11 protein-coding genes and 1 riboswitch are annotated in these 17,823 nt (G+C 57.2%); of the genes, 2 read left to right on the forward strand and 9 right to left on the reverse strand.

From position 1 onward, the window contains the following. Nucleotides 1-25: 25 nt before the first annotated feature. Both IDH41_RS11455 and IDH41_RS11460 read right to left on the reverse strand, forming a co-directional pair. A complete protein-coding gene (locus IDH41_RS11455) occupies nt 26-1,138 on the reverse strand; it encodes a Gfo/Idh/MocA family protein (RefSeq protein ID WP_190861117.1) in 1,113 nt (370 codons plus the stop codon). A gap of 178 nt (nt 1,139-1,316) precedes the next feature. Beyond that, complete coding sequence (locus IDH41_RS11460) at nt 1,317-2,150, reverse strand: AraC family transcriptional regulator (protein WP_190861119.1); 834 nt, start codon at nt 2,148-2,150, stop codon at nt 1,317-1,319. A 140-nt stretch (nt 2,151-2,290) separates the two neighbouring features. Between IDH41_RS11460 and IDH41_RS11465 the strand changes: the two genes are divergently transcribed. Next, nucleotides 2,291-3,988, forward strand: a complete 1,698-nt coding sequence (locus IDH41_RS11465) for a glycoside hydrolase family 2 protein (protein WP_190861121.1) — start codon at nt 2,291-2,293, stop codon at nt 3,986-3,988. 55 nt (nt 3,989-4,043) lie between these two features. Here IDH41_RS11465 and IDH41_RS11470 read toward each other — a convergent pair whose 3' ends face one another. From IDH41_RS11470 to IDH41_RS11490, 5 genes are all read right to left on the reverse strand, one after another. Further along, the gene (locus tag IDH41_RS11470) at nt 4,044-4,322 is read right to left on the reverse strand and encodes a hypothetical protein (RefSeq protein WP_190861123.1); all 279 of its coding nucleotides are present in this window, start codon (nt 4,320-4,322) and stop codon (nt 4,044-4,046) included. A 15-nt stretch (nt 4,323-4,337) separates the two neighbouring features. Next, complete coding sequence (locus tag IDH41_RS11475; RefSeq protein WP_190861125.1) at nt 4,338-4,487, reverse strand: hypothetical protein; 150 nt, start codon at nt 4,485-4,487, stop codon at nt 4,338-4,340. A 16-nt stretch (nt 4,488-4,503) separates the two neighbouring features. Then, nucleotides 4,504-4,662, reverse strand: coding sequence for a hypothetical protein (locus IDH41_RS11480; protein WP_190861127.1), 159 nt, complete (start codon nt 4,660-4,662; stop codon nt 4,504-4,506). A 290-nt stretch (nt 4,663-4,952) separates the two neighbouring features. Next, complete coding sequence (locus IDH41_RS11485; protein WP_190861128.1) at nt 4,953-6,692, reverse strand: ABC transporter ATP-binding protein; 1,740 nt, start codon at nt 6,690-6,692, stop codon at nt 4,953-4,955. A gap of 3 nt (nt 6,693-6,695) precedes the next feature. After that, nucleotides 6,696-8,444, reverse strand: coding sequence for an ABC transporter ATP-binding protein (locus IDH41_RS11490; protein WP_190861130.1), 1,749 nt, complete (start codon nt 8,442-8,444; stop codon nt 6,696-6,698). 134 nt (nt 8,445-8,578) lie between these two features. Then, nucleotides 8,579-8,658, forward strand: a riboswitch (ZMP/ZTP riboswitch). Between the two features lie 64 nt (nt 8,659-8,722). On the opposite strand from IDH41_RS11490, the gene IDH41_RS11495 reads away from it, so the two are divergent. After that, nucleotides 8,723-9,577: a bifunctional 5,10-methylenetetrahydrofolate dehydrogenase/5,10-methenyltetrahydrofolate cyclohydrolase gene (locus IDH41_RS11495; protein ID WP_190861131.1), complete on the forward strand. Its 855-nt coding sequence runs from the start codon at nt 8,723-8,725 to the stop codon at nt 9,575-9,577. 489 nt (nt 9,578-10,066) lie between these two features. Here the strand turns inward: IDH41_RS11495 and IDH41_RS11500 are convergent, their stop codons facing one another. Continuing rightward, nucleotides 10,067-15,667: a 5'-nucleotidase C-terminal domain-containing protein gene (locus IDH41_RS11500; RefSeq protein WP_190861133.1), complete on the reverse strand. Its 5,601-nt coding sequence runs from the start codon at nt 15,665-15,667 to the stop codon at nt 10,067-10,069. Between the two features lie 414 nt (nt 15,668-16,081). After that, nucleotides 16,082-17,794 carry an ABC transporter ATP-binding protein gene (locus IDH41_RS11505; RefSeq protein WP_190861520.1) on the reverse strand — a complete coding sequence of 571 codons (1,713 nt, stop codon included), beginning with the start codon at nt 17,792-17,794 and terminating at the stop codon, nt 16,082-16,084. Nucleotides 17,795-17,823: the final 29 nt, after the last annotated feature.

A 17,823-nucleotide genomic window follows, 5' to 3' on the forward strand; every position in this document is an offset into this window, starting at 1 on the left:
CGATTTTAATCGCGAATCGATAACGCTACATGTCCAGCATATTGTATTTGAGCCCGAGCGGCAGCGGCTTCGGACGGTCGACGGTCGATTGCAGACGAACGTGGCTCTCCGACTCGGACGCTTCGAAAATGCCGAGCGAAATGTCCAAAATATGCCGCGCCAGGCGCCCGCTCGCACGGTTCCCGCGGCCGGACTGGATCGCGTAGGCCATATCGGCGATGCCCATCCCGCGTCCTTCCTCGGCGTACGGATGCGAATGAGGCACTTCCTTCAATTCGCCGCTCGCCGACCTCAGCTGGATCGTTCCGCCGAAGAAGTTCGGATCCGGCACGATCAGGTTGCCCTCGGTGCCGTATACTTCAAGGCGCGGCGCGTAGCCGAAGCTTTCCTTGGCCGCCTGCAGGCTGGCGACGGCGCCGCTCGCGAAATCGAGCACGGCCGTCACGTTCGTCGGCGCTTCCACCGGAACGGTGCGTCCGTACGCGTGCGACTTCGGGTTAAGTATCGTAATTTCCTTGTTCAATTGCTGGGCGGAGCCCGTGACGCGGCGCACCGGTCCGAGCAGCGCGACCAGCGCGGTCAAATAATAAGGTCCCATATCCATGATCGGATCGCCGCCAAGCTTCAGGAAGTTCTGGAAGTTCGGGTGCATGCCGCCGGAGGCGTTGCCCATAATGATCGTGCCGCTTGCCGCGTAAGGCGTGCCGATCCAGCCGTCGTCGATCAGCTTGACGCATGTCTGGATGCCCGCCCCGAGGAACGTATCGGGCGCGCAGCCGACGAGCAGCCCCTTCTGTTCCGCCAGAGCGAGCACTTCGTCCGCGTCCTCGCGGCTCAGCGCGAACGGCTTCTCCGTATAGACATGCTTGCCCGCCTGCAGCGCTTTCAAATTCAGCGGCGCATGCGCGGCCGGCGCGGTCAGGTTGAGAACGATTTCAATTTCCGGATCGTCCAGCAGCTCGTCCACGGTGTACACATTCGGGATGTTGTACTCGTCCGCCCTCTTCCGGGCATTCTCCGGCACCATATCCGCGATGGCCTTGACCTCCAGGACGTTGTCGAACATGCCGGTGCAGTTTTTCAAATAAACGTTGCTGATCACGCCGGCGCCGATGACGCCGATCTTGATTTTGCGCATGGGTATCTTCCTCTCCGCCTCGAAATGAATTAGGGCCTGCCTGCTTCTATTATGGCGCACGGCCGGGCCAGGCTCAATGGATGATCCCGCATATAAACTGGACAAATTTGATATTCGCATCCATCATATGCGCGCTTTCCTGTCAAAATCGCTTGTCTTCCCGTGACGATAGCACGACTTATTTGACATCCGACTTGTTCTTTCGGCTGCTCCTGAACTTAGCGGGGGAAACCCCGTTCCGCTTGCGGAACATTTTGCCGAAGTGGTGCTCGTCGGCGTAGCCGCACGCCGCCGCGACGACCTTCATCGGCTCGTCGGTAAGCGTCAAATATTTCTTCGCCTGCTCGTCGCGGACCCGATTCAAGTAAGCTTTCGGCGGCATGCCCAGCTCCCGGAGGAACAGGGCCCGGAGATGGGAGCCGGAAATGCCGAACCGCGCGGCAAGCTCTGCGATCCTGAGCGCCTCTCCGTAATGCGTATCGATCCATTTGCGAACCCCGGCAAACGCCTCTTCGAAAGGGTCCGAAGCCCGTCCGGCGACGGACAGGCTTGCGATCAGCGACGCGAGCTCATACCCGATTTCGGCTTGGCGGGCCTCCCGCTCCTGGACCCAGCAACGCTCGATGTATCTGATTTTCTCGTGGATTTGCCTCTCTTGCTCGGGAGTCAGCGATCGCGCGAGGGGCAGCTGCAGGCTCTCGATCGGGCCGACCCGGAGCGGCGCTCCGAAATCGCCGAACGTAAGCGCGGCCGCATCCATCAGCAGCATAAGGACGCGAAGCGGCTGCCCGAAGTCCGACTTCATCTTCAGCCGAAGCCCCGGCTTCAAATACACCATCATCCCTTTGCGCGCCTCGAAGGCGCCTTCTTCCGTCGCAAAGACGCCTTGCCCTTCATAAATCCAATACAGGCTGTGGGCGTTCAATTGATGGCGTACGTCCTCCCATCCCGGAACCGGAGGCTTGTCGAGTATGAAATGAATATGGTAGACCACGATGCCGGAGCTGTTCATGCGCTAGTCCCTTCTCTGTTGATTTTGACCAATAAAGCTGTTTTTTTGCCCTGTAAAACGGCGAACGCGTTTGTTACACTGATTGTAATTTGACCAATTCCAAGCTGTCAATCAAGCAGCGGCAAGAAGGAGTGACGGCATTGCTTCGTTTATTCAACACGCACAAAGTACGCAAGTTCGAATCGCTTGAGGGCGAATGGTCTTTCCGGCCGGTCCCGGACGGCGCTCAGGCGGCCGGCGTTGGCGGACGCGAATTCAAGATGCCGGTTCCGGGATGCTGGGAAAGCCACCCGCGCTTCGCAAGCTACCAAGGAAAGGCCGTCTACCGGAGGGAAGTGGAGATCGAGCGGGATACGGCGGTTCGCCTCTGCTTCCAAGGCGTCAGCCATACGGCGGACGTTTATTTCGACGGCCGCCATGTCGCCCATCATTACAATGCGTATACGCCGTTCAGCGCCGTGGTGAGCGGGGTCACGGCAGGGACGCACGAGCTCGTCGTCGAGGTTGACAACGGCTTCGGCGAAGCATCCGCGCTGCATGTACCGAACGACTACTATACGTACGGCGGGCTGATCCGCCCGGTATCGCTCGAATACGTGAACGAGCTTTTCATCGAGCGGATCGCTTTCACGCCTTCGATGGCGAAGGACGGCTGGCAGGCCGATATTGCCGTCTACGTGCGCAACATCGGCGCAAGCGCGAAGAACGTGCAGCTTGCGGGCGACCTCGCCGGCGTTCGCTTTCGGACCGGTGACGAGCGAATCGAAGCCGGGCAGACCAAAGCGGTCTCCGTCCGGCTGCCGTCCGTCGATGCCGCCGCCTGGTCGCCCGCCGATCCGCGGCTCTACCTGCTCGGCGTGCGGCTGTTCGCCGATGGCGGCGCTGAGCCGGTCGACGACCTGATCGAGCGCGTCGGCTTCCGTACGGTAACGACGCGCGGCGGCCGGATCCAGCTGAACGGGGAAGACATCGAGCTGAAAGGCTTCAACCGGCACGAGGACCATCCGCTCGTCGGCGCGTCGTTCCCTTATCAGCTGATGGTCCACGATTTGGAGCTGATGGCGGAAGCCGGCGCGAATGCCGTCCGGACGAGCCACTATCCGAACGACGAGCGGTTTTTGGATTTATGCGACGAACGCGGCTTGCTCGTTTGGGAGGAAAACCATGCGCGCGGCCTCAGCCTGGCGCAGATGCAAAATCCGAATTTCGAGCGGCAGTGCGAGGATTGCAACCGCGAGATGGTCGAGAGCCATTTTAACCACCCGAGCATCGTCATATGGGCGATTCTGAACGAATGCGCAAGCGATACGCCGGAGGGCAGAGTCATGTATAAGAAGCAGCTCGAGCAAATCCGGGAGCTGGACGGCTCAAGACCGCTGACGTTCGCCAGCCACCACCGCGACCGGGAGCTGTGCTTCGATCTTGCCGATATCGTATCGTTCAACTTATATCCATTGTGGTATGGCGACGAGGATCCGGGCGAGCTGTGCGACCTGGCGAGAGGCTGGGCCGACGAACTCGGCGGGCTCGGGAAGCCGATGATCATGAGCGAGTTCGGCGGAGACGGCCATTACGGGCTTCGCGATCCGATCGTCCGCATGAAAGGGTCGGAGGAGCGTCATGCCGACATTATCGAGAGCAATCTGGACGCCTATACGAAGCGGCCGTTCATCTCCGGCATGTTCATCTGGCAGTTTTGCGATTGCCGCGTATCGGAAGGCAACGGCTGGCTTCTGTCCCGCGCGGGCACCCAGAACAGCAAGGGCATCGTCGACCGCTACCGCAGGCCGAAGCTCGCCTTCGACGTCGTGAAGAAGCATTTTCGCCGGGATGGCTGAAAAAAGAAGACTCCTTCCCTGTTGCATAGGGGTGGAGTCTTCTTTCGTTTCGGACTTAGTCGACGTAACCGGCTACGCCCTTGTCCATCAAGTAATCCATCTCCGCGTCGAGGATCGCTTCGACAGTCAGCTCGCTTGCTTTCACGTCCGGCCGGCCGAGAATATAATCGACCAGCTCGTCGCTGTCGATCTCGACCTCGCCGTTCTTGTCCTCCTTGGCGCCGTTGATGTAGGCCTGCTCATGCTTCAGGACGAGCTTGATCAGATTCTCGTCGGCATCCGTCTCCGCCGCGATATGCGCGATCAGCTCGCGCTCGTTTATTTGTTCGCTCATTGTTCGACATCTCCTTTAGTGTAGGCTCGCCCTATTGTACCACAACGGCGGCGCGGTCCATTCCTTTTGGCCGGCTTTGACCGTCTTGCCGCCGATAAAGAACGAGACGAAACCGATATGCAGGATGACCATCCATCGCCTGGGCGTAGTCGGCAGTTTTCTCATGGCGCGTCCCTCTCCGCTACTCGACTTCCTTCATCATCAACTTCTCCATCGTCGTCATGCGCGCGCGCAGCTGCTCGAGCTCCGCGAGCATTTTGTCCTGGCCGGCTTTTAAGCTCCTGCTGGGCGAGAACCGCGTTTTCCGCGAGACTGCGGTACTCTTCGTCGGTTGCTTCATCGCCTTCCCGTCCTCCGACTGCTCCAGCTTGCCGGCGCAAGCCTATGCTGGATTTCTTCCAGCATAAGAGCAGGTTTACGTCCCGTTTGGCCGCTATACTGGATTTCATCCAGCAAAAAAGGCCGCAGTCCCCAGTAAAAGGCCTCGAACCCGCAAAGTTACTGCAAAAAATACAGGATAGAGCGAAAATGTGACGCGATGCGCGAAAGTTACTGTACAAAATCCAGCATAGACAGGCAATCTGTCGCGGGGCGGCGAGGCGGCGGGGCCGCGGGGCGCTCAGCCCCGAATTACGCTTCCTGCAAATGCTGGCTGTCGTGAAGCTGCGCGTACAGTCCGCCCCGCGCCAGCAGCTCCTCGTGCGTGCCCCGCTCCGCGATTTCGCCGTCCTTGATGAACAGAATCGTATCCGCGCGGCGAATCGTGCTGAGGCGGTGGGCGATGACGAAGCTCGTTCTCTCCTTCAGCAGCCGCTTCAACGCTTCCTGGATTTGCAGCTCCGACAGCGTGTCGACGCTGCTCGTCGCCTCGTCGAGGATGAGCAGCGTCGGATCGGACAAAAGGGCGCGGGCGATCGTAATGAGCTGCCGCTGGCCGTGGCTGACGTTGCCGCCCTCCGCCGACAGCACCGTATCGTAGCCTTCCGGCAGCTTCATGATGAAGCCGTGCGCGTTCGCCTGTACCGCGGCCTCCTCCACCTCCGCGTCCGTCGCGTCCAATAGGCCGTAACGGATATTGTCGCGGATCGTTCCCGCGAACAGATGCGCGTCCTGCAGCACGATGCCAAGCTGGCTGCGCAGCTTGTTTTTGTCCCAATCGCGGATATCCTTGTCGTCGATCAGAATTTGGCCTTCCCGGATTTCGTAGAATCGTCCGATCAGGTTCACGATCGTCGTCTTGCCCGCGCCCGTCGGCCCGACCAGAGCGATCGTCTCCCCGGGACGCGCGGTGAAGCTGATATCCCGCAAAGCCGCCGCGCCCTCGCCGTATCCGAAGCCGACCCGGCGGAATTCCACCTTGCCGGCTACCGTCGATGCCTCCTCGCCTCCATTCGCACCGTCATACTCCGAAGGAATATCCATCATTTCGAACACGCGCTCGGCTCCCGCAATGCCCGATTGAATCAGGTTGTACTGATTCGCGACCTCGTTCAGCGGGCCGCTGAACTGCCGGGAATACGCGAGGAAGCTGATGATGACGCCGACGGTCGCCTGGTCGCGAACGGCGAGCCAGCCGCCGACGCCGGCAATGATCAGATAGCTGATATGGCCGAACATATTCATGAAGGGCCCCATCGAGCCGGAATAAATTTGCGCCTTGATGCCGACCTTCTTCAGCTTGGCGTTCGACTCGCCGAACCGCGCGGCCGTTCGCTCCTCCTGGCGGAACAGCCGGGCGACCCTCTGCCCGGACACCGCCTCCTCGATGAAGCCGTTCAAGGAGCCGAGCTCCTGCTGCTGACCCTTGAACTGCCGCTGGGTCGCCTTCGCGATGCGCTTCGAGACGAAGACGATAAGCGGAATGACGACCAGCGCGACAAGCGTCAGCCAGACGTTCAGGAGCAGCATCATCGCGAAGGAGCCGAGCAGCATGATGACGCTCGAAATGATTTGAATCAAGCTCTGATTCAGCGTGTTGGTTACGTTGTCGATATCGTTCGTCGTCCGGCTCATCAGCTCGCCGTGGCTTTTGGACGCGAAGAACGGAAGCGGCAGCTTCTGTAAATGAACGAATAAATCGCCCCGCAGGCGCCATACCGTCCGCTGGGACACGTCCGCCAGCAAATTCGCCTGCAGCCAGCCTACGGCGCTTCCCGCTCCGTATACGCCAAGCATGAGCAGGCATAGCGCCAGAAGGCCGTCGTATTGCCGCGCAATAATATAATCGTCAAGCGCTACGCCGATCAAATAAGGCCCCGCAAGCGCGAGCCCGGCCGCGGCTGCGGTTAGCAGAATAATCGCGATCAGCTTCACGCGCTGATAGGCTAAGTAGGAACCTAGTCTCTTCAAGGTGGAAATCGTCTGATTCATGTCTTACGCTCCTTGCTGGGATCCTTGCTGGGATAAGGCAATTTGCCGATACAGGCCGCTTTGCCGAAGCAGCTCCCGGTGCGTGCCGGAAGCCGTAATCCGGCCGTCCTCGAGCACGAGAATCCGGTCCGCCGCTTCGACGGACGCGATGCGCTGCCCGATAATGAGACAGGTGCTGTCCTTCATGATCGTCTGCAGCGACTTCCGGATGAGCAGATCGGTCTTCAAATCGACCGCGCTCGTGCAATCGTCGAAAATAACGATTCGCGGCTTAAGAAGCAGCGTTCTTGCGATCGACAGCCGCTGCTTCTGCCCGCCGGACAGATTGACGCCCCGCTGCCCGAGGACGGTATCGTAGCCCCGCTCCAGCTTCGCGATGAACTCATGCGCCTCGGCGGCTCTGGCTGCCGCCTCGATTTCCTCCATCGTCGCCTCCGGCTTGCCGTAGCCGATGTTCTCCCTAATCGTCCCGCTGAACAGGTGCGCCTGCTGCAGCACCATGCCGACGTGGCGGTGCAGCTCGGCGGGATCGATCTCGCCGATCGGCCGCGAATCGATGCGGACGACGCCTTCGGTCGCGTCGTAGAGGCGCGGGACCAGAGCGGCCAGCGTCGACTTGCCCGAGCCGTTCACGCCGACGATGCCGATCGTCTCGCCGGGCTCCGCCGTGAAATGGATATCGCGCAGCACCGCGCTCGCGATGTCCCCGTCGTAGCTGAAGCTGACATGCTCGAAGGTCAAGCGGCCTTCGCATATTGCCGGGGAAGCCGCGTGCCGTTCCGCCGGTTCCATTCCCGGCGCCGCCTTGTCCTCGGGCGCGGCCAACAGCTCGTTGATCCGGTCGGCGGAAGCCTTCGCGCGCGATATCGTCATGAGCTGGTTGCCAAGCCCGAGCGTCGAGAACAGCAGCTGCGTAATGTACGTCAAAAAAGCGGCAAGGCTGCCGACCGACATCGCGCCTTGCTCGGAGAGCAGCCCGCCGTACCACAGCGCGGCGACGATGCTGAAGTTCAGGATGATCGACATGAGCGGCGTGTTCAGCGCCGCGATTCTGGCCGCCTTCAGGCTCGCCTGAAGCAGGCTGCCGTTCGCCCGGCCGAACCGTTCCTCCTCGTAGGCCGACCGGACGAACGCCTTCACGACGCGGATGCCGGACAGATTCTCCTGCATGACCGTATTCACCCGGTCAAGCCGTTCCTGCATCTTCGAGAAGAGCGGCACCGTCAGGCGGGTGATCGCGATCAGGAACGCGGCGAGCAGCGGCAGCATGGCCAGCAAAATAACCGACAGCCGCGGGCTGATCGAGTACGCCATCGCGAAGCTGCCGCACACGATGAACGCGTTGCGCGCAAAGACGCGAAGGAGCAGCAGCACCAGGTTCTGCATCTGCGTAATGTCGCCCGTCAGCCGGGTAACGACGGAGCCGGTGCCGAACTTATCGAGGGCGCGCAGCGACAGCGCCTGCACCTTCCCGAACAGCTCCTGCCTCAGGTCGGCGCCGAAGCTTTGCGAGGCGATCGTCGCGAATACGGTGCAGCCTACGCCCGCCAGCAGCCCGACAAGGGCGGCCAGCAGCATCTTCGGCGACGTTGCGGCGATGTGCCCGAGATCGCCTTTCACGATTCCTTCGTTCACGATGCCGGCCATCATCTTCGGCTGCAGCAGGTCCATCGCGACCTCAAGCAGCATGAAGAGCGGCGCAAGGACGGCGGGCAGCCAATATTTTTTCAAAAACGAAGCAAGCTTCAGCAAACGAACACCTCAAACTTTCATCCTATGATTCCTTAGTAGTAAAGCTATTATAACACGGGTCGCCGACCTTGGGTCCGAACAAAAAAAGCGTTGTTTTTGGCGGAAGCGGCTGGTACGATAGATTTACCGGATACAAAGCTGCGCGTGACTGGCGGAACATGGGGAACCATGAGGGAGCGCGCGGATATAAGAGCCGTACGCCTGGGCGAAGGTAAGGGGACATACCCCTTGCCTTTTTCTGTTTTTCGAACAATCATTCGAAGGAGCTGAGGTACACGATGACGGAAAAAATGATTTTGGACGGAAGCCGGGTTGCCGGCGAAATGAAGGAAACGCTGAAAGGAAGAGTCGAAGCGCTCGCCGCGGCGGGAACGACGCCTTGCCTGGCCACGATTCTGGTCGGCGACGATCCCGCTTCGGAGACGTACGTCCGCATGAAGGGCAACGCCTGCAGGAGGCTCGGCATCGAGTCGAGACGGATTCATCTTGATCGCGGCACGACGACCGGGCAGCTGACCGAGGCGATTCGAACGCTTAACGACGATCCGCTCGTGCACGGCATTTTGCTGCAGCATCCCGTTCCCCGCCACATCGACGAGCGGGCCGCCTTCGAGGCGATCGCCATCGGCAAGGACGTGGACGGCGTTACGGCGCTTGGGTTCGCGCAGAACGCGTTCGGCTTTGCGGCCTATCCCTCCTGCACGCCGGCGGCGATCCTCGCCATACTCGATTACTACCGCATTCCGATCGAAGGCAAGCATGCCGTCGTCGTCGGCCGCAGCCCGATTCTCGGCAAGCCGGTCTCGCTCATGCTGCTGAACCGGAACGCCACCGTCACGACCTGCCATTCCAAAACCTCGGATTTGCCCGGCCTGCTGCGTCAGGCGGATATCGTCGTCGCCGCCGTCGGAAGGCCGAGGTTCATTCAGGGGGACTGGATCCGCGAAGGAGCGGTCGTGCTCGATGCGGGCTACAATGAAGGAAACGTCGGCGACGTCGATTACGACGCCTGCCTCGCCCGCGCGAGCGCCATTACCCCGGTGCCCGCGGGCGTCGGGCCCGTCACCATCGCGATGCTGCTAAAGCATACGGTGGATGCGGCGGAGAAGGCAGCTGCGACTGCGGGACGGTAAACTGCAGCAATGAAAAGGAGGGGGTAATTTCAGAAATTGAAATCCCCCTCCATTTTCGTTTCCTTTTGATGGTACGTATTTCAAGTATTGAGACTAATGCCGCCTTCTCATCGGAATTCGACCCCGCAGGCACGGCTTAGTTTCAATTAGTGAAACTAAGCGCTCAGTACCAGTCATTTTTCTCATTTTAAATGCAATAGTTGAACTTACCGCAGCATGTGATCCGTCAGCCGATCCTACATCCATCGTTCGCGCTTGCCGATGCAAGCGATCTGTCTGCCATCGTTCGAGTTTACCGAGTATACGATCCGTAAGTCATTCCGTTTTTCCCCGTTCGACCGACGGAATCGACCGCCCCTCCTTTACCTCGCCACCGGGTACGCCGCTTGCCCATGACCATTCCGAGCGCGAAAAAGACGCCCCGGCCACGCACGAATGCGGCGAACCGGGGCAATTGCTTAGACGGATTAAAGCTTGCTTAACGCCTAATTATTCCTTGCTCTTCATGTACTCCAGCACGGAAAGGAGCAGCGTAACGACCTCGGCCCTCGTTGCGTTTGCTAGCGGCTCGAACCGGTTGCCGCCCATCCCTTCGATTAAGCCCGCATCGTACGCGGCCGCAATGTACGGTCGCGCCCAAGCTTGAATGCTGCCCGCGTCCGCAAAAGACGGTACCGCATTCGGATCGACCGCAAGGCCCAGCGCGCGCACCAGAATGACGGTCATCTCCGTCCGCGTGAGCGGATTCGCCGGACGCAGCGTGTTATCCTCATAGCCTGCAATGACCTTGTCCTCTACCAATTTGGCGAAGAAGGCTTGCGCCCATGCCGGCACCTCGGCGGCATCCGCAAAGTTCAGTCCGTCGCCCGCCGCATCCTCGAGCTTAAGCGCTCTGCCGACCATCGTGATGAACTCGGCTCTCGACGCGTTGTCGTCGGGACGGAACGAACCGTCGCCATAGCCGTTAACAATGCCCGTCTGCACAGCTTCCACGATCGACTCCGAAGCCCAGTGGCTGCCCACATCCGAGAAATTGACTTCCGGAGTCGGGGTTGGCGTTGGTGTCGGCGTCGGAGTTGGCGTCGGAGTTGGATTCGGAGTCGGATTCCCGCCCCCGTCGCCCGGCAGCGTACCGCCTTGAAGATCGACGATCCGGCCTTCGACGGCGGAGGTTGCCGCCGTGATCGTGCCGACCCGATCCAGCTGCTCCCAGAATACTTCGTAATCCACGATATTCATCTCATGCTGGCGGCCGTCTTCCTTCGCAGTCTTCATCGAACGGTAGAAATCGCCTCCGCCTGCCATAAAGGAATTCGTAGCTACAAAATAGTAGCCATTAAGATCGATTGGACTGTATGTGCCGTTTGCGTTCTTAATCTCGACTTTGATAACCCGCTCTCCTTCTTGCGTTACATTTCCATTCGCATCTTGAATCTCCGGTTTTTTCGTCGAATCATAGTAGAACCGCATGCCGGACACTTGCGGGAAGCGTCCTTGGCCAGTCTCGAGTCCGCTTACGCCATTCTCGAGCGCTTCTACAATTTCCTGCCCCGTCATCCTTAACGCGGTCAAGTTATTGCCGAATGGCATAACCGTCAGCAGCTCGCCGAGCGTAATATCCCCATCCGTTTTGCCGTCGGCCGTCTTCGAGATCGAGGCACGAATGCCGCCGCCGTTTTGGATCGCTACAAAACCTTTCACATCCATCGCTTGGAACTCCGGAATGCTCTTTACTTTGGCTAGCATACCGTCTGCCATCAGATTGCCCAGATTCGTTTCCTTCGAACGGACATTGCTTCTCTCCCCGTCCAGGAATACATCCGTTCTTCCAATGACTTCGGCTTTCATTTCAGCCAAGCCGTCATTGTAAGGCGCCAGCAGCTGAAGCGCTTCTTCGTCAGCCTCGTACTTCGTAGAATCAAGCAGCACACCCTCCCAAGAAGTAAGCACGCCGTCTGCATCAAACGTCAAGTCCGCGCGGCCCAGGAATTTCCCGTAATCCTCAGCCTGCAAAATTATCGTCGGAACGTCGCCATTCTTCACCTCGACAGGCTCCGGCAGCTTCGTATGACTGTGGCCTCCGACAATGACGTCGATGCCCTCCACCTCATCGGCTAATTTTTTATCGAATTCATGACCCAGATGCGTCAACGCAATGATTTTATTAATCCCTTCATTTTTAAGCATTGCAACGGCTTGCCCGGCTTTCTCGATATAATTTTCGAAAACGATATTTTCGCCCGGCGATGACAAGAACTTCGTATCTTCGGTCGTTAAGCCAAATACGCCGATCTTCTCGCCGCCGACCTCGAGAATGATTGCATCGTAAATCTTCCCGTCTGCAGCCGGTTTGCCAACGGCTTGCTCAGCTACAAGTCCGCTAAGCTCAGGTTCATTGCCGAAGTCAATATTTGCGCTCACGAACGGAAATTGCGCCGCCTTTACGAAGTCTGCCAAAACTTTCGGCCCTTTATCGAATTCGTGATTGCCGAAGGTCATCGCATCGTATCCGATTTTGTTCATAAATTCGAGATCCGCTTGTCCCGAGTAAGCGTTAAAGAACAGCGTACCCGAGAACACGTCGCCGGCATCCAGCAAAATCGTGTTATCTTCTTCGGCACGAATTTCTTTGATCGCCGTCATGCGCTGCGCGACATTCTCAAGATGCGCATGCGTATCGTTCACATGCATTAACGTCATGGAGAACGGCGATTCCTTTTTCCCTTCCAGGTCAACCTGTACGAGCAGCGGATCATGATCGCTGACCCGTCCATGGCTCGTATCGAAATCGGCATTGATATGCACGATGTCGACATTGGAATAGGATTCAAGAGCTTTATTTACCAAAATATGATCCAACGTTTGAGAGTTGCCTTGATAGATGTAAGAATATCGTTCATTCTCAGGCAGCGTATCCACCAAATTCGTTAGCAGATTGCCTTTTGTCAACTCCAATGTCTTTGAAAATTGAAAATCGTTCAAATCACCCAGCACAATGACATTCTCGCTCGCATCCTGCTCGTAGATCGATTGGACAAACCCATTTACGACCTCGGCAATTTTATGGCGCTGCGCTTCGCTGCCAAGAGTATCCGGAAGAGGTTGAACCGCTCCGAACGGCGCTTCGTCTCCACCTTTGGAATTAAAATGGTTCGCGATGATAACAACCTTCTCGCTTTTGAACTCGAACTCCGCGGCAAGCGGCTTGCGGGAATCTTCAAACGCCTCATTGTTCGGATCGATGCGGCCCGGATTATGAGACAGTCCATCGTCTCCATAGCTGACCGCTGTCGTCGCGCTGCCTTTACCGGCAGTTTTCTCGACCAGTTTGACGCGATCCTTATTATACAAATAACCGACCCGGATATTGCCGCCAGGCGCCCCGCCGTCCTTGTTGTTCTCGGGAGCAACATCGGTATAGTCGTAATTAGGACCATCATTGTCGGAAATCGCCGCGATTAAAGCTTCATAGCTTTGGCTGGCATCGGTAACTCCGTCATTGGTCGTACCGTTATTGTCCTGAACCTCGATCAGCGCGACAATGTCGGGACTTTTGAGATTCGTGACAATCGCTTTCGCAATATTGTTTTTGCGCGTCGTTTCCGAGCTGCTGGGATTGTTCCAGAAATTCTCGATATTAAAAGAAGCGACCGTCAGCTTATCCTCCGCAGGTTCAATAGAAGTCACCATTCTTGAATTAGTACTAGGCGTTACAGCCGGAAGGGCTCCTTCAGGCGTCACCTTAAAATTGCTGTAATCATAGGTCATTACGCCAACGATCGATTCGTTGAACTTGTCGCCCGTTTTTACCTTTTGCGGAGTCGGGTCCTTCGCGATGAGGATGCGCTGTGGATTAAGGTCTTCGCCTGTCAGGACAATGCCTCCCGCCGGAGTCATCTCTCCCGTCGCGGATGGTTCGCCCAGTACCACAGGTACTTCAAAATTAAACGGACCGACAATATGCGCATCGTTTAATTGCACACGCATGCCTTCCAGACTTTCATAAAAGTCCAACGCATCCTCGGCAGGATCGAACACAGCCATTCCGTCATTATCAATAGTGCCGGTCGGCTGAAGCCGGTCCGCTCCGATGACAACCGGTTCAGGGCGCGCGATGTCGCTTGCGATTTCCGAAATGGACGTTGCCGCGATTTGCGTCGTGGTCAAATCGTTTGCATCCGCGTAACCTTCCTCTTTCGCCTCTTGAACTGTACCTGAAATAGAAACTTGATCTCCAATACTGACTGTATTGGAGATTTTGGGCTCTACAAGAATGCCTTCCGACGTAGCGTCGTCGTTATCCCAATCCTCGATAGCGGCTTGTATATACCATTTGCCGTCACTGCGCTTCATTGTCACAATACCCTCAACAGCCGTTACCGTATGGCCGACATATGGAGACACTTGCGCCGCCGATTGGATATCATGGATCATCAAGCCATCGTAAGATTGTTGCAGCTTGTAAGAGAAGGTGAATGTCTCGCTAGTCTCCGCTCCCGCAACCACAATTGCCGTAATAACAGTGTCTTCAGTAATTACAATCGGTGCCGAATAAGCGTTTGCTTCAATAAGATCAGGTACGCTTCCATCGGTCGAATAATAAATTTTCCCGCCAACGGCAGGCGTAGTCAAAGTAACGGTCGTATTATCCGGAACCAAGCCGTCTGGCGACGGATTGGCCGTTACGGCCAGCACCTTTTCTACGATATCGGAAGCCGAGCGAGGAATGATCATATATTTGCCGAACGAATAGGTGACAACGCCGCTAATCCGCTCGTAGGTTTTTCCCTGCTCCAGCAGCGAAGACTTGACGATAAAATTGCCGCTCGCGTCTGTAACGGAATATTCGTTATATTGATTTCCGGCTCCTACCGTTACCTGTTCGACTGTGACGAACTCCGCTTCAACGGCCTCTCCTACTCCCGAGCCTTGGATAAGCTCAGGCTCTGGAACGCCTGCATTCTCATCTTCGATGGTAACCGCACTAGTATCGACGATTAGTTGAGCCAACTCGAAGTATTGCTGTACCGTGCCGGATGCCCTTATGACATCGCCAACTTCCGCGGCCAGTCCCGGTCCTCTTACGACGATGCCTCCAGATAAATCTTGTACATATAAATTCACTTGTCCGCCCGAAACTTCTTTATAGGTGACCTTCCCTTGAATAAGCGCGCTTGAGCCGGATGCCAGCACTCTGGCGTTCGCAATTTGCATGATGCCGCTTATCGCATAAGTAAAGGTCTTCGTTTCGCTGGTAGTTAAGCCATCTCTAGCAGCATAAGCCTCGATTGTCGTTGCCGAATCTACCAAAATGGGATTGCTGTAGAGAAGGAACTCATCCGTAGGCTCGTCCGCATTTAGGCGGTAATAAACACTAGCTCCTACCGTCGCTGTTTCAAGTACAACCTCCGTCCCTGCAGCCACGATGCCTGAACCGGGGCTTGCGGTTACGTTTTCCACTACGCTGCCATAAGCGGAGTTGCGGGGCGAAGGGGGACCTGTTGTAAAATCAACGCTGTTGTCGTCCGTATCCTCCCCGCGGCTGCCTACCGCCGCCCCTTCGGCCGTCTTGCGGATGGCCGCCGTCGTATTCGATAACGGAGGAGTCGGACTTGTCTCGGATAGAGTCGCGGAACCGAAGCCGACCAAATCGATTCTGGCGCCCGTGCCGTCGACCAAATCTACTTTGCCGTTCGTCCCGCTCATAGGTATCGAGCCGGTTGCATCAGGCGTCGGCAGCTCCTTCGTTCCGCCGCTGCCGGCCGCTTGCTGAACCAAATAGTAGCCTTTTGCTTCAATGGACCCGCTCAACTCGGTCGATTGAGTGAATTCGCCGCTGGAACTCCCGTAACGCACGTCCCATCCGGACAGGTCGACACTGCTATTCGTCGGATTATACAACTCAATAAAATCATTTTTATACTCGGCCCCGCTGTTGCCCCCGCCCCCGTACACCTGCGAAATAACAACATGTCCGGCCTCCGCCGCCCGTACCGGCGCACCCAAACTTCCCAGCGCGCTTGCGGCGACCAGAACAGCCGCAAGCGTCATGACGGTCTGCTTCTTTATGCGAGAAATCCAATGCCGCATGTCCCTTTTTCTCCTCTCTCAATCCCATATTGGCACCAAACTACTATTCTGCCTTTACTAGAGTAGTAAAAAAATGTAAACCGGACATCAAACGGAAATGAAGTTCTAGTAAAACGAAAGCACCGATCGACGGCGGCAGCAACAAAAATCCCCTTGCCGCCAAACATGCACGCCATCCGGTTGCAGATTGTTCGCACGATGAAGCAAGGGGATTATACGGCTATGAGCCAAAGTCGAATGAGTCCATGTTAAATAACCTAACACAATACAATTAAAATTGTATTCCGTAACCTCCCCCCCAGTCAATCCGCTGAAACTACCGACTGGGTCTGCCTTATCGACCATGAAAAAAGACATGCCCTAACGCCTAGCGTTAGAAACATGTCGAATAAGGGTGTCGCATCGTTCGTTCATTTAAGCGTTTTTTATTTCTTTCGCCGCTTCGGGCGCCGCCTTCTCACCTTTTTGAAGCTGGTACATCTTGAAATACCGCCCGCCCTGCGCCATGAGCTCGTCGTGATTGCCGCGTTCCACGATCTCGCCGCGGTGCAGCACCAGAATCTGATCGGCCTCGCGGATGGTGGACAGCCTGTGGGCGATGACAAGCGTCGTTCTCCCTTCGCTGACGACCTTCAGCGCCCGCTGGATTAACCCTTCCGTCTCGCTGTCGATGCTGGCCGTCGCCTCGTCGAGAATGAGGATCGCAGGGTCGAAGGCGAGCGCCCGCGCGAAGGAAATGAGCTGGCGCTGGCCGGAGGACAGCGTGCTGCCCCGCTCGACGACCTGCTCGTCGTAACCGCTTGGCAGCTGCTCGACGAACGGCGCCGCGCCGACGTCCTTCAGCGCGCTTTTGACCTGCTCGATGGAAATATTTTTGTTGTACAGACTCACGTTGAACTTGATGTCTCCGGCGAACAAATACGGGTCCTGCAGCACGATGCCCATATGCTTGCGAAGCTCCTGCTTCGACATTCCCGCGATATCGGCGCCGTCGATCGTGATGGCGCCTTCGTTCGGCTCGTAGAAGCCGAGCAGCAAATTCATGATCGAGCTCTTGCCCGATCCGGTATGGCCGACGAGCGCGATCGTCTCCCCGCGGCGGGCTTCGAACGAAATCCCCTTCAGCACGTTCTCTCCCTTCTTGTAGGCGAACGTCACGTTATCGAACTTCACGACGCCTTCCGGACGCTTCGCGCCGGACGCGTCCTCGACCTCCTTCCCGTCCATGTCCATGATCGCGAACACCTTCTCGGCCGAGACGAACGCCCGTTGCGCGTTCGTCAACTGGTCGAATATGCCGATGATCGGCTGGAAGATGCGTCCCAAATAATCGATGAACGCATAGAACACGCCGAACATGATCGAAGTCTCCAGCGACGCCCGGCCGAAATACCAAATGACGAGCGCCGTGACCAGGCTGCCGATCGTCCCGACGATGTTCCGGGAGGACAAGGAGAATACCCGGAACTGCTTGATTTGATTCGCATAACGGTCCTCGTTCAGCGATTCGAATTCCTCGATCGTCTTCTTCTCGCGGCGGAACGCCTGAATGATCGGCATGACGGCGATCGATTCGTTGATCATGGCGTTCATGTCGCTCAGCCTGGCTCGCATGACGGCAATATATCCTTTCGAATATTTCAGGTGCACGTACATAATGAGCGCGAACAGCGGCGGCAGCAGCAGGCAGAACATCGCTAGGCGAACGTCCAGAATGAACAGCGCCGTAAAGATGCCCAGAAGCTGCACGAAGCTTACGACGAACGTCGCCATGAAGCTCATGAACAGGTCCCGGACGGCCTCCGTATCGTTCGCGATCCGGGATACGATTTGGCCGATCGGCGTATTGTCGAAATAGTTCAGCGGAATGCGCTGAATATGCCGCATTAAATCCATGCGCATGTTTTTGATAATTTGCAGCGCCGTGGACTGAAGCAGATACGACTGCGTAAAATTGCCCGCGCCGGCAACCAGCAAAAGTCCCATATACGCGGCAAGCAGCCACAGAACGGGCGCCAGCTCTCCTGGCCCTTCCGTCAAATGCTTGTCAATGATCGTCTTGATAATGAATGGGCCGCCAAGCTCCGCCCCTACCGCGCAGCAAAGGATGAGCAGCGCTCCGATCATCCTGTACTTATAGGCGAGTGCGTAGGCGA

This window comes from Paenibacillus arenilitoris (assembly GCF_014705655.1).
Taxonomy (GTDB): Bacteria; Bacillota; Bacilli; order Paenibacillales; family Paenibacillaceae; genus Pristimantibacillus; species Pristimantibacillus arenilitoris.

What these genes read in the sequence shown, in the direction of transcription:
- IDH41_RS11455 (WP_190861117.1), bottom strand. Translation starts at nt 1,138, where the DNA reads ATGCGCAAAATCAAGATCGGCGTCATCGGCGCCGGCGTGATCAGCAAC.
- IDH41_RS11460 (WP_190861119.1), bottom strand. Translation starts at nt 2,150, where the DNA reads ATGAACAGCTCCGGCATCGTGGTCTACCATATTCATTTCATACTCGAC.
- IDH41_RS11470 (WP_190861123.1), bottom strand. Translation starts at nt 4,322, where the DNA reads ATGAGCGAACAAATAAACGAGCGCGAGCTGATCGCGCATATCGCGGCG.
- IDH41_RS11475 (WP_190861125.1), bottom strand. Translation starts at nt 4,487, where the DNA reads ATGAGAAAACTGCCGACTACGCCCAGGCGATGGATGGTCATCCTGCAT.
- IDH41_RS11480 (WP_190861127.1), bottom strand. Translation starts at nt 4,662, where the DNA reads ATGAAGCAACCGACGAAGAGTACCGCAGTCTCGCGGAAAACGCGGTTC.
- IDH41_RS11485 (WP_190861128.1), bottom strand. Translation starts at nt 6,692, where the DNA reads ATGAATCAGACGATTTCCACCTTGAAGAGACTAGGTTCCTACTTAGCC.
- IDH41_RS11495 (WP_190861131.1), top strand. Translation starts at nt 8,723, where the DNA reads ATGACGGAAAAAATGATTTTGGACGGAAGCCGGGTTGCCGGCGAAATG.
- IDH41_RS11500 (WP_190861133.1), bottom strand. Translation starts at nt 15,667, where the DNA reads ATGCGGCATTGGATTTCTCGCATAAAGAAGCAGACCGTCATGACGCTT.
- IDH41_RS11505 (WP_190861520.1), bottom strand. Translation starts at nt 17,794, where the DNA reads ATGATCGGAGCGCTGCTCATCCTTTGCTGCGCGGTAGGGGCGGAGCTT.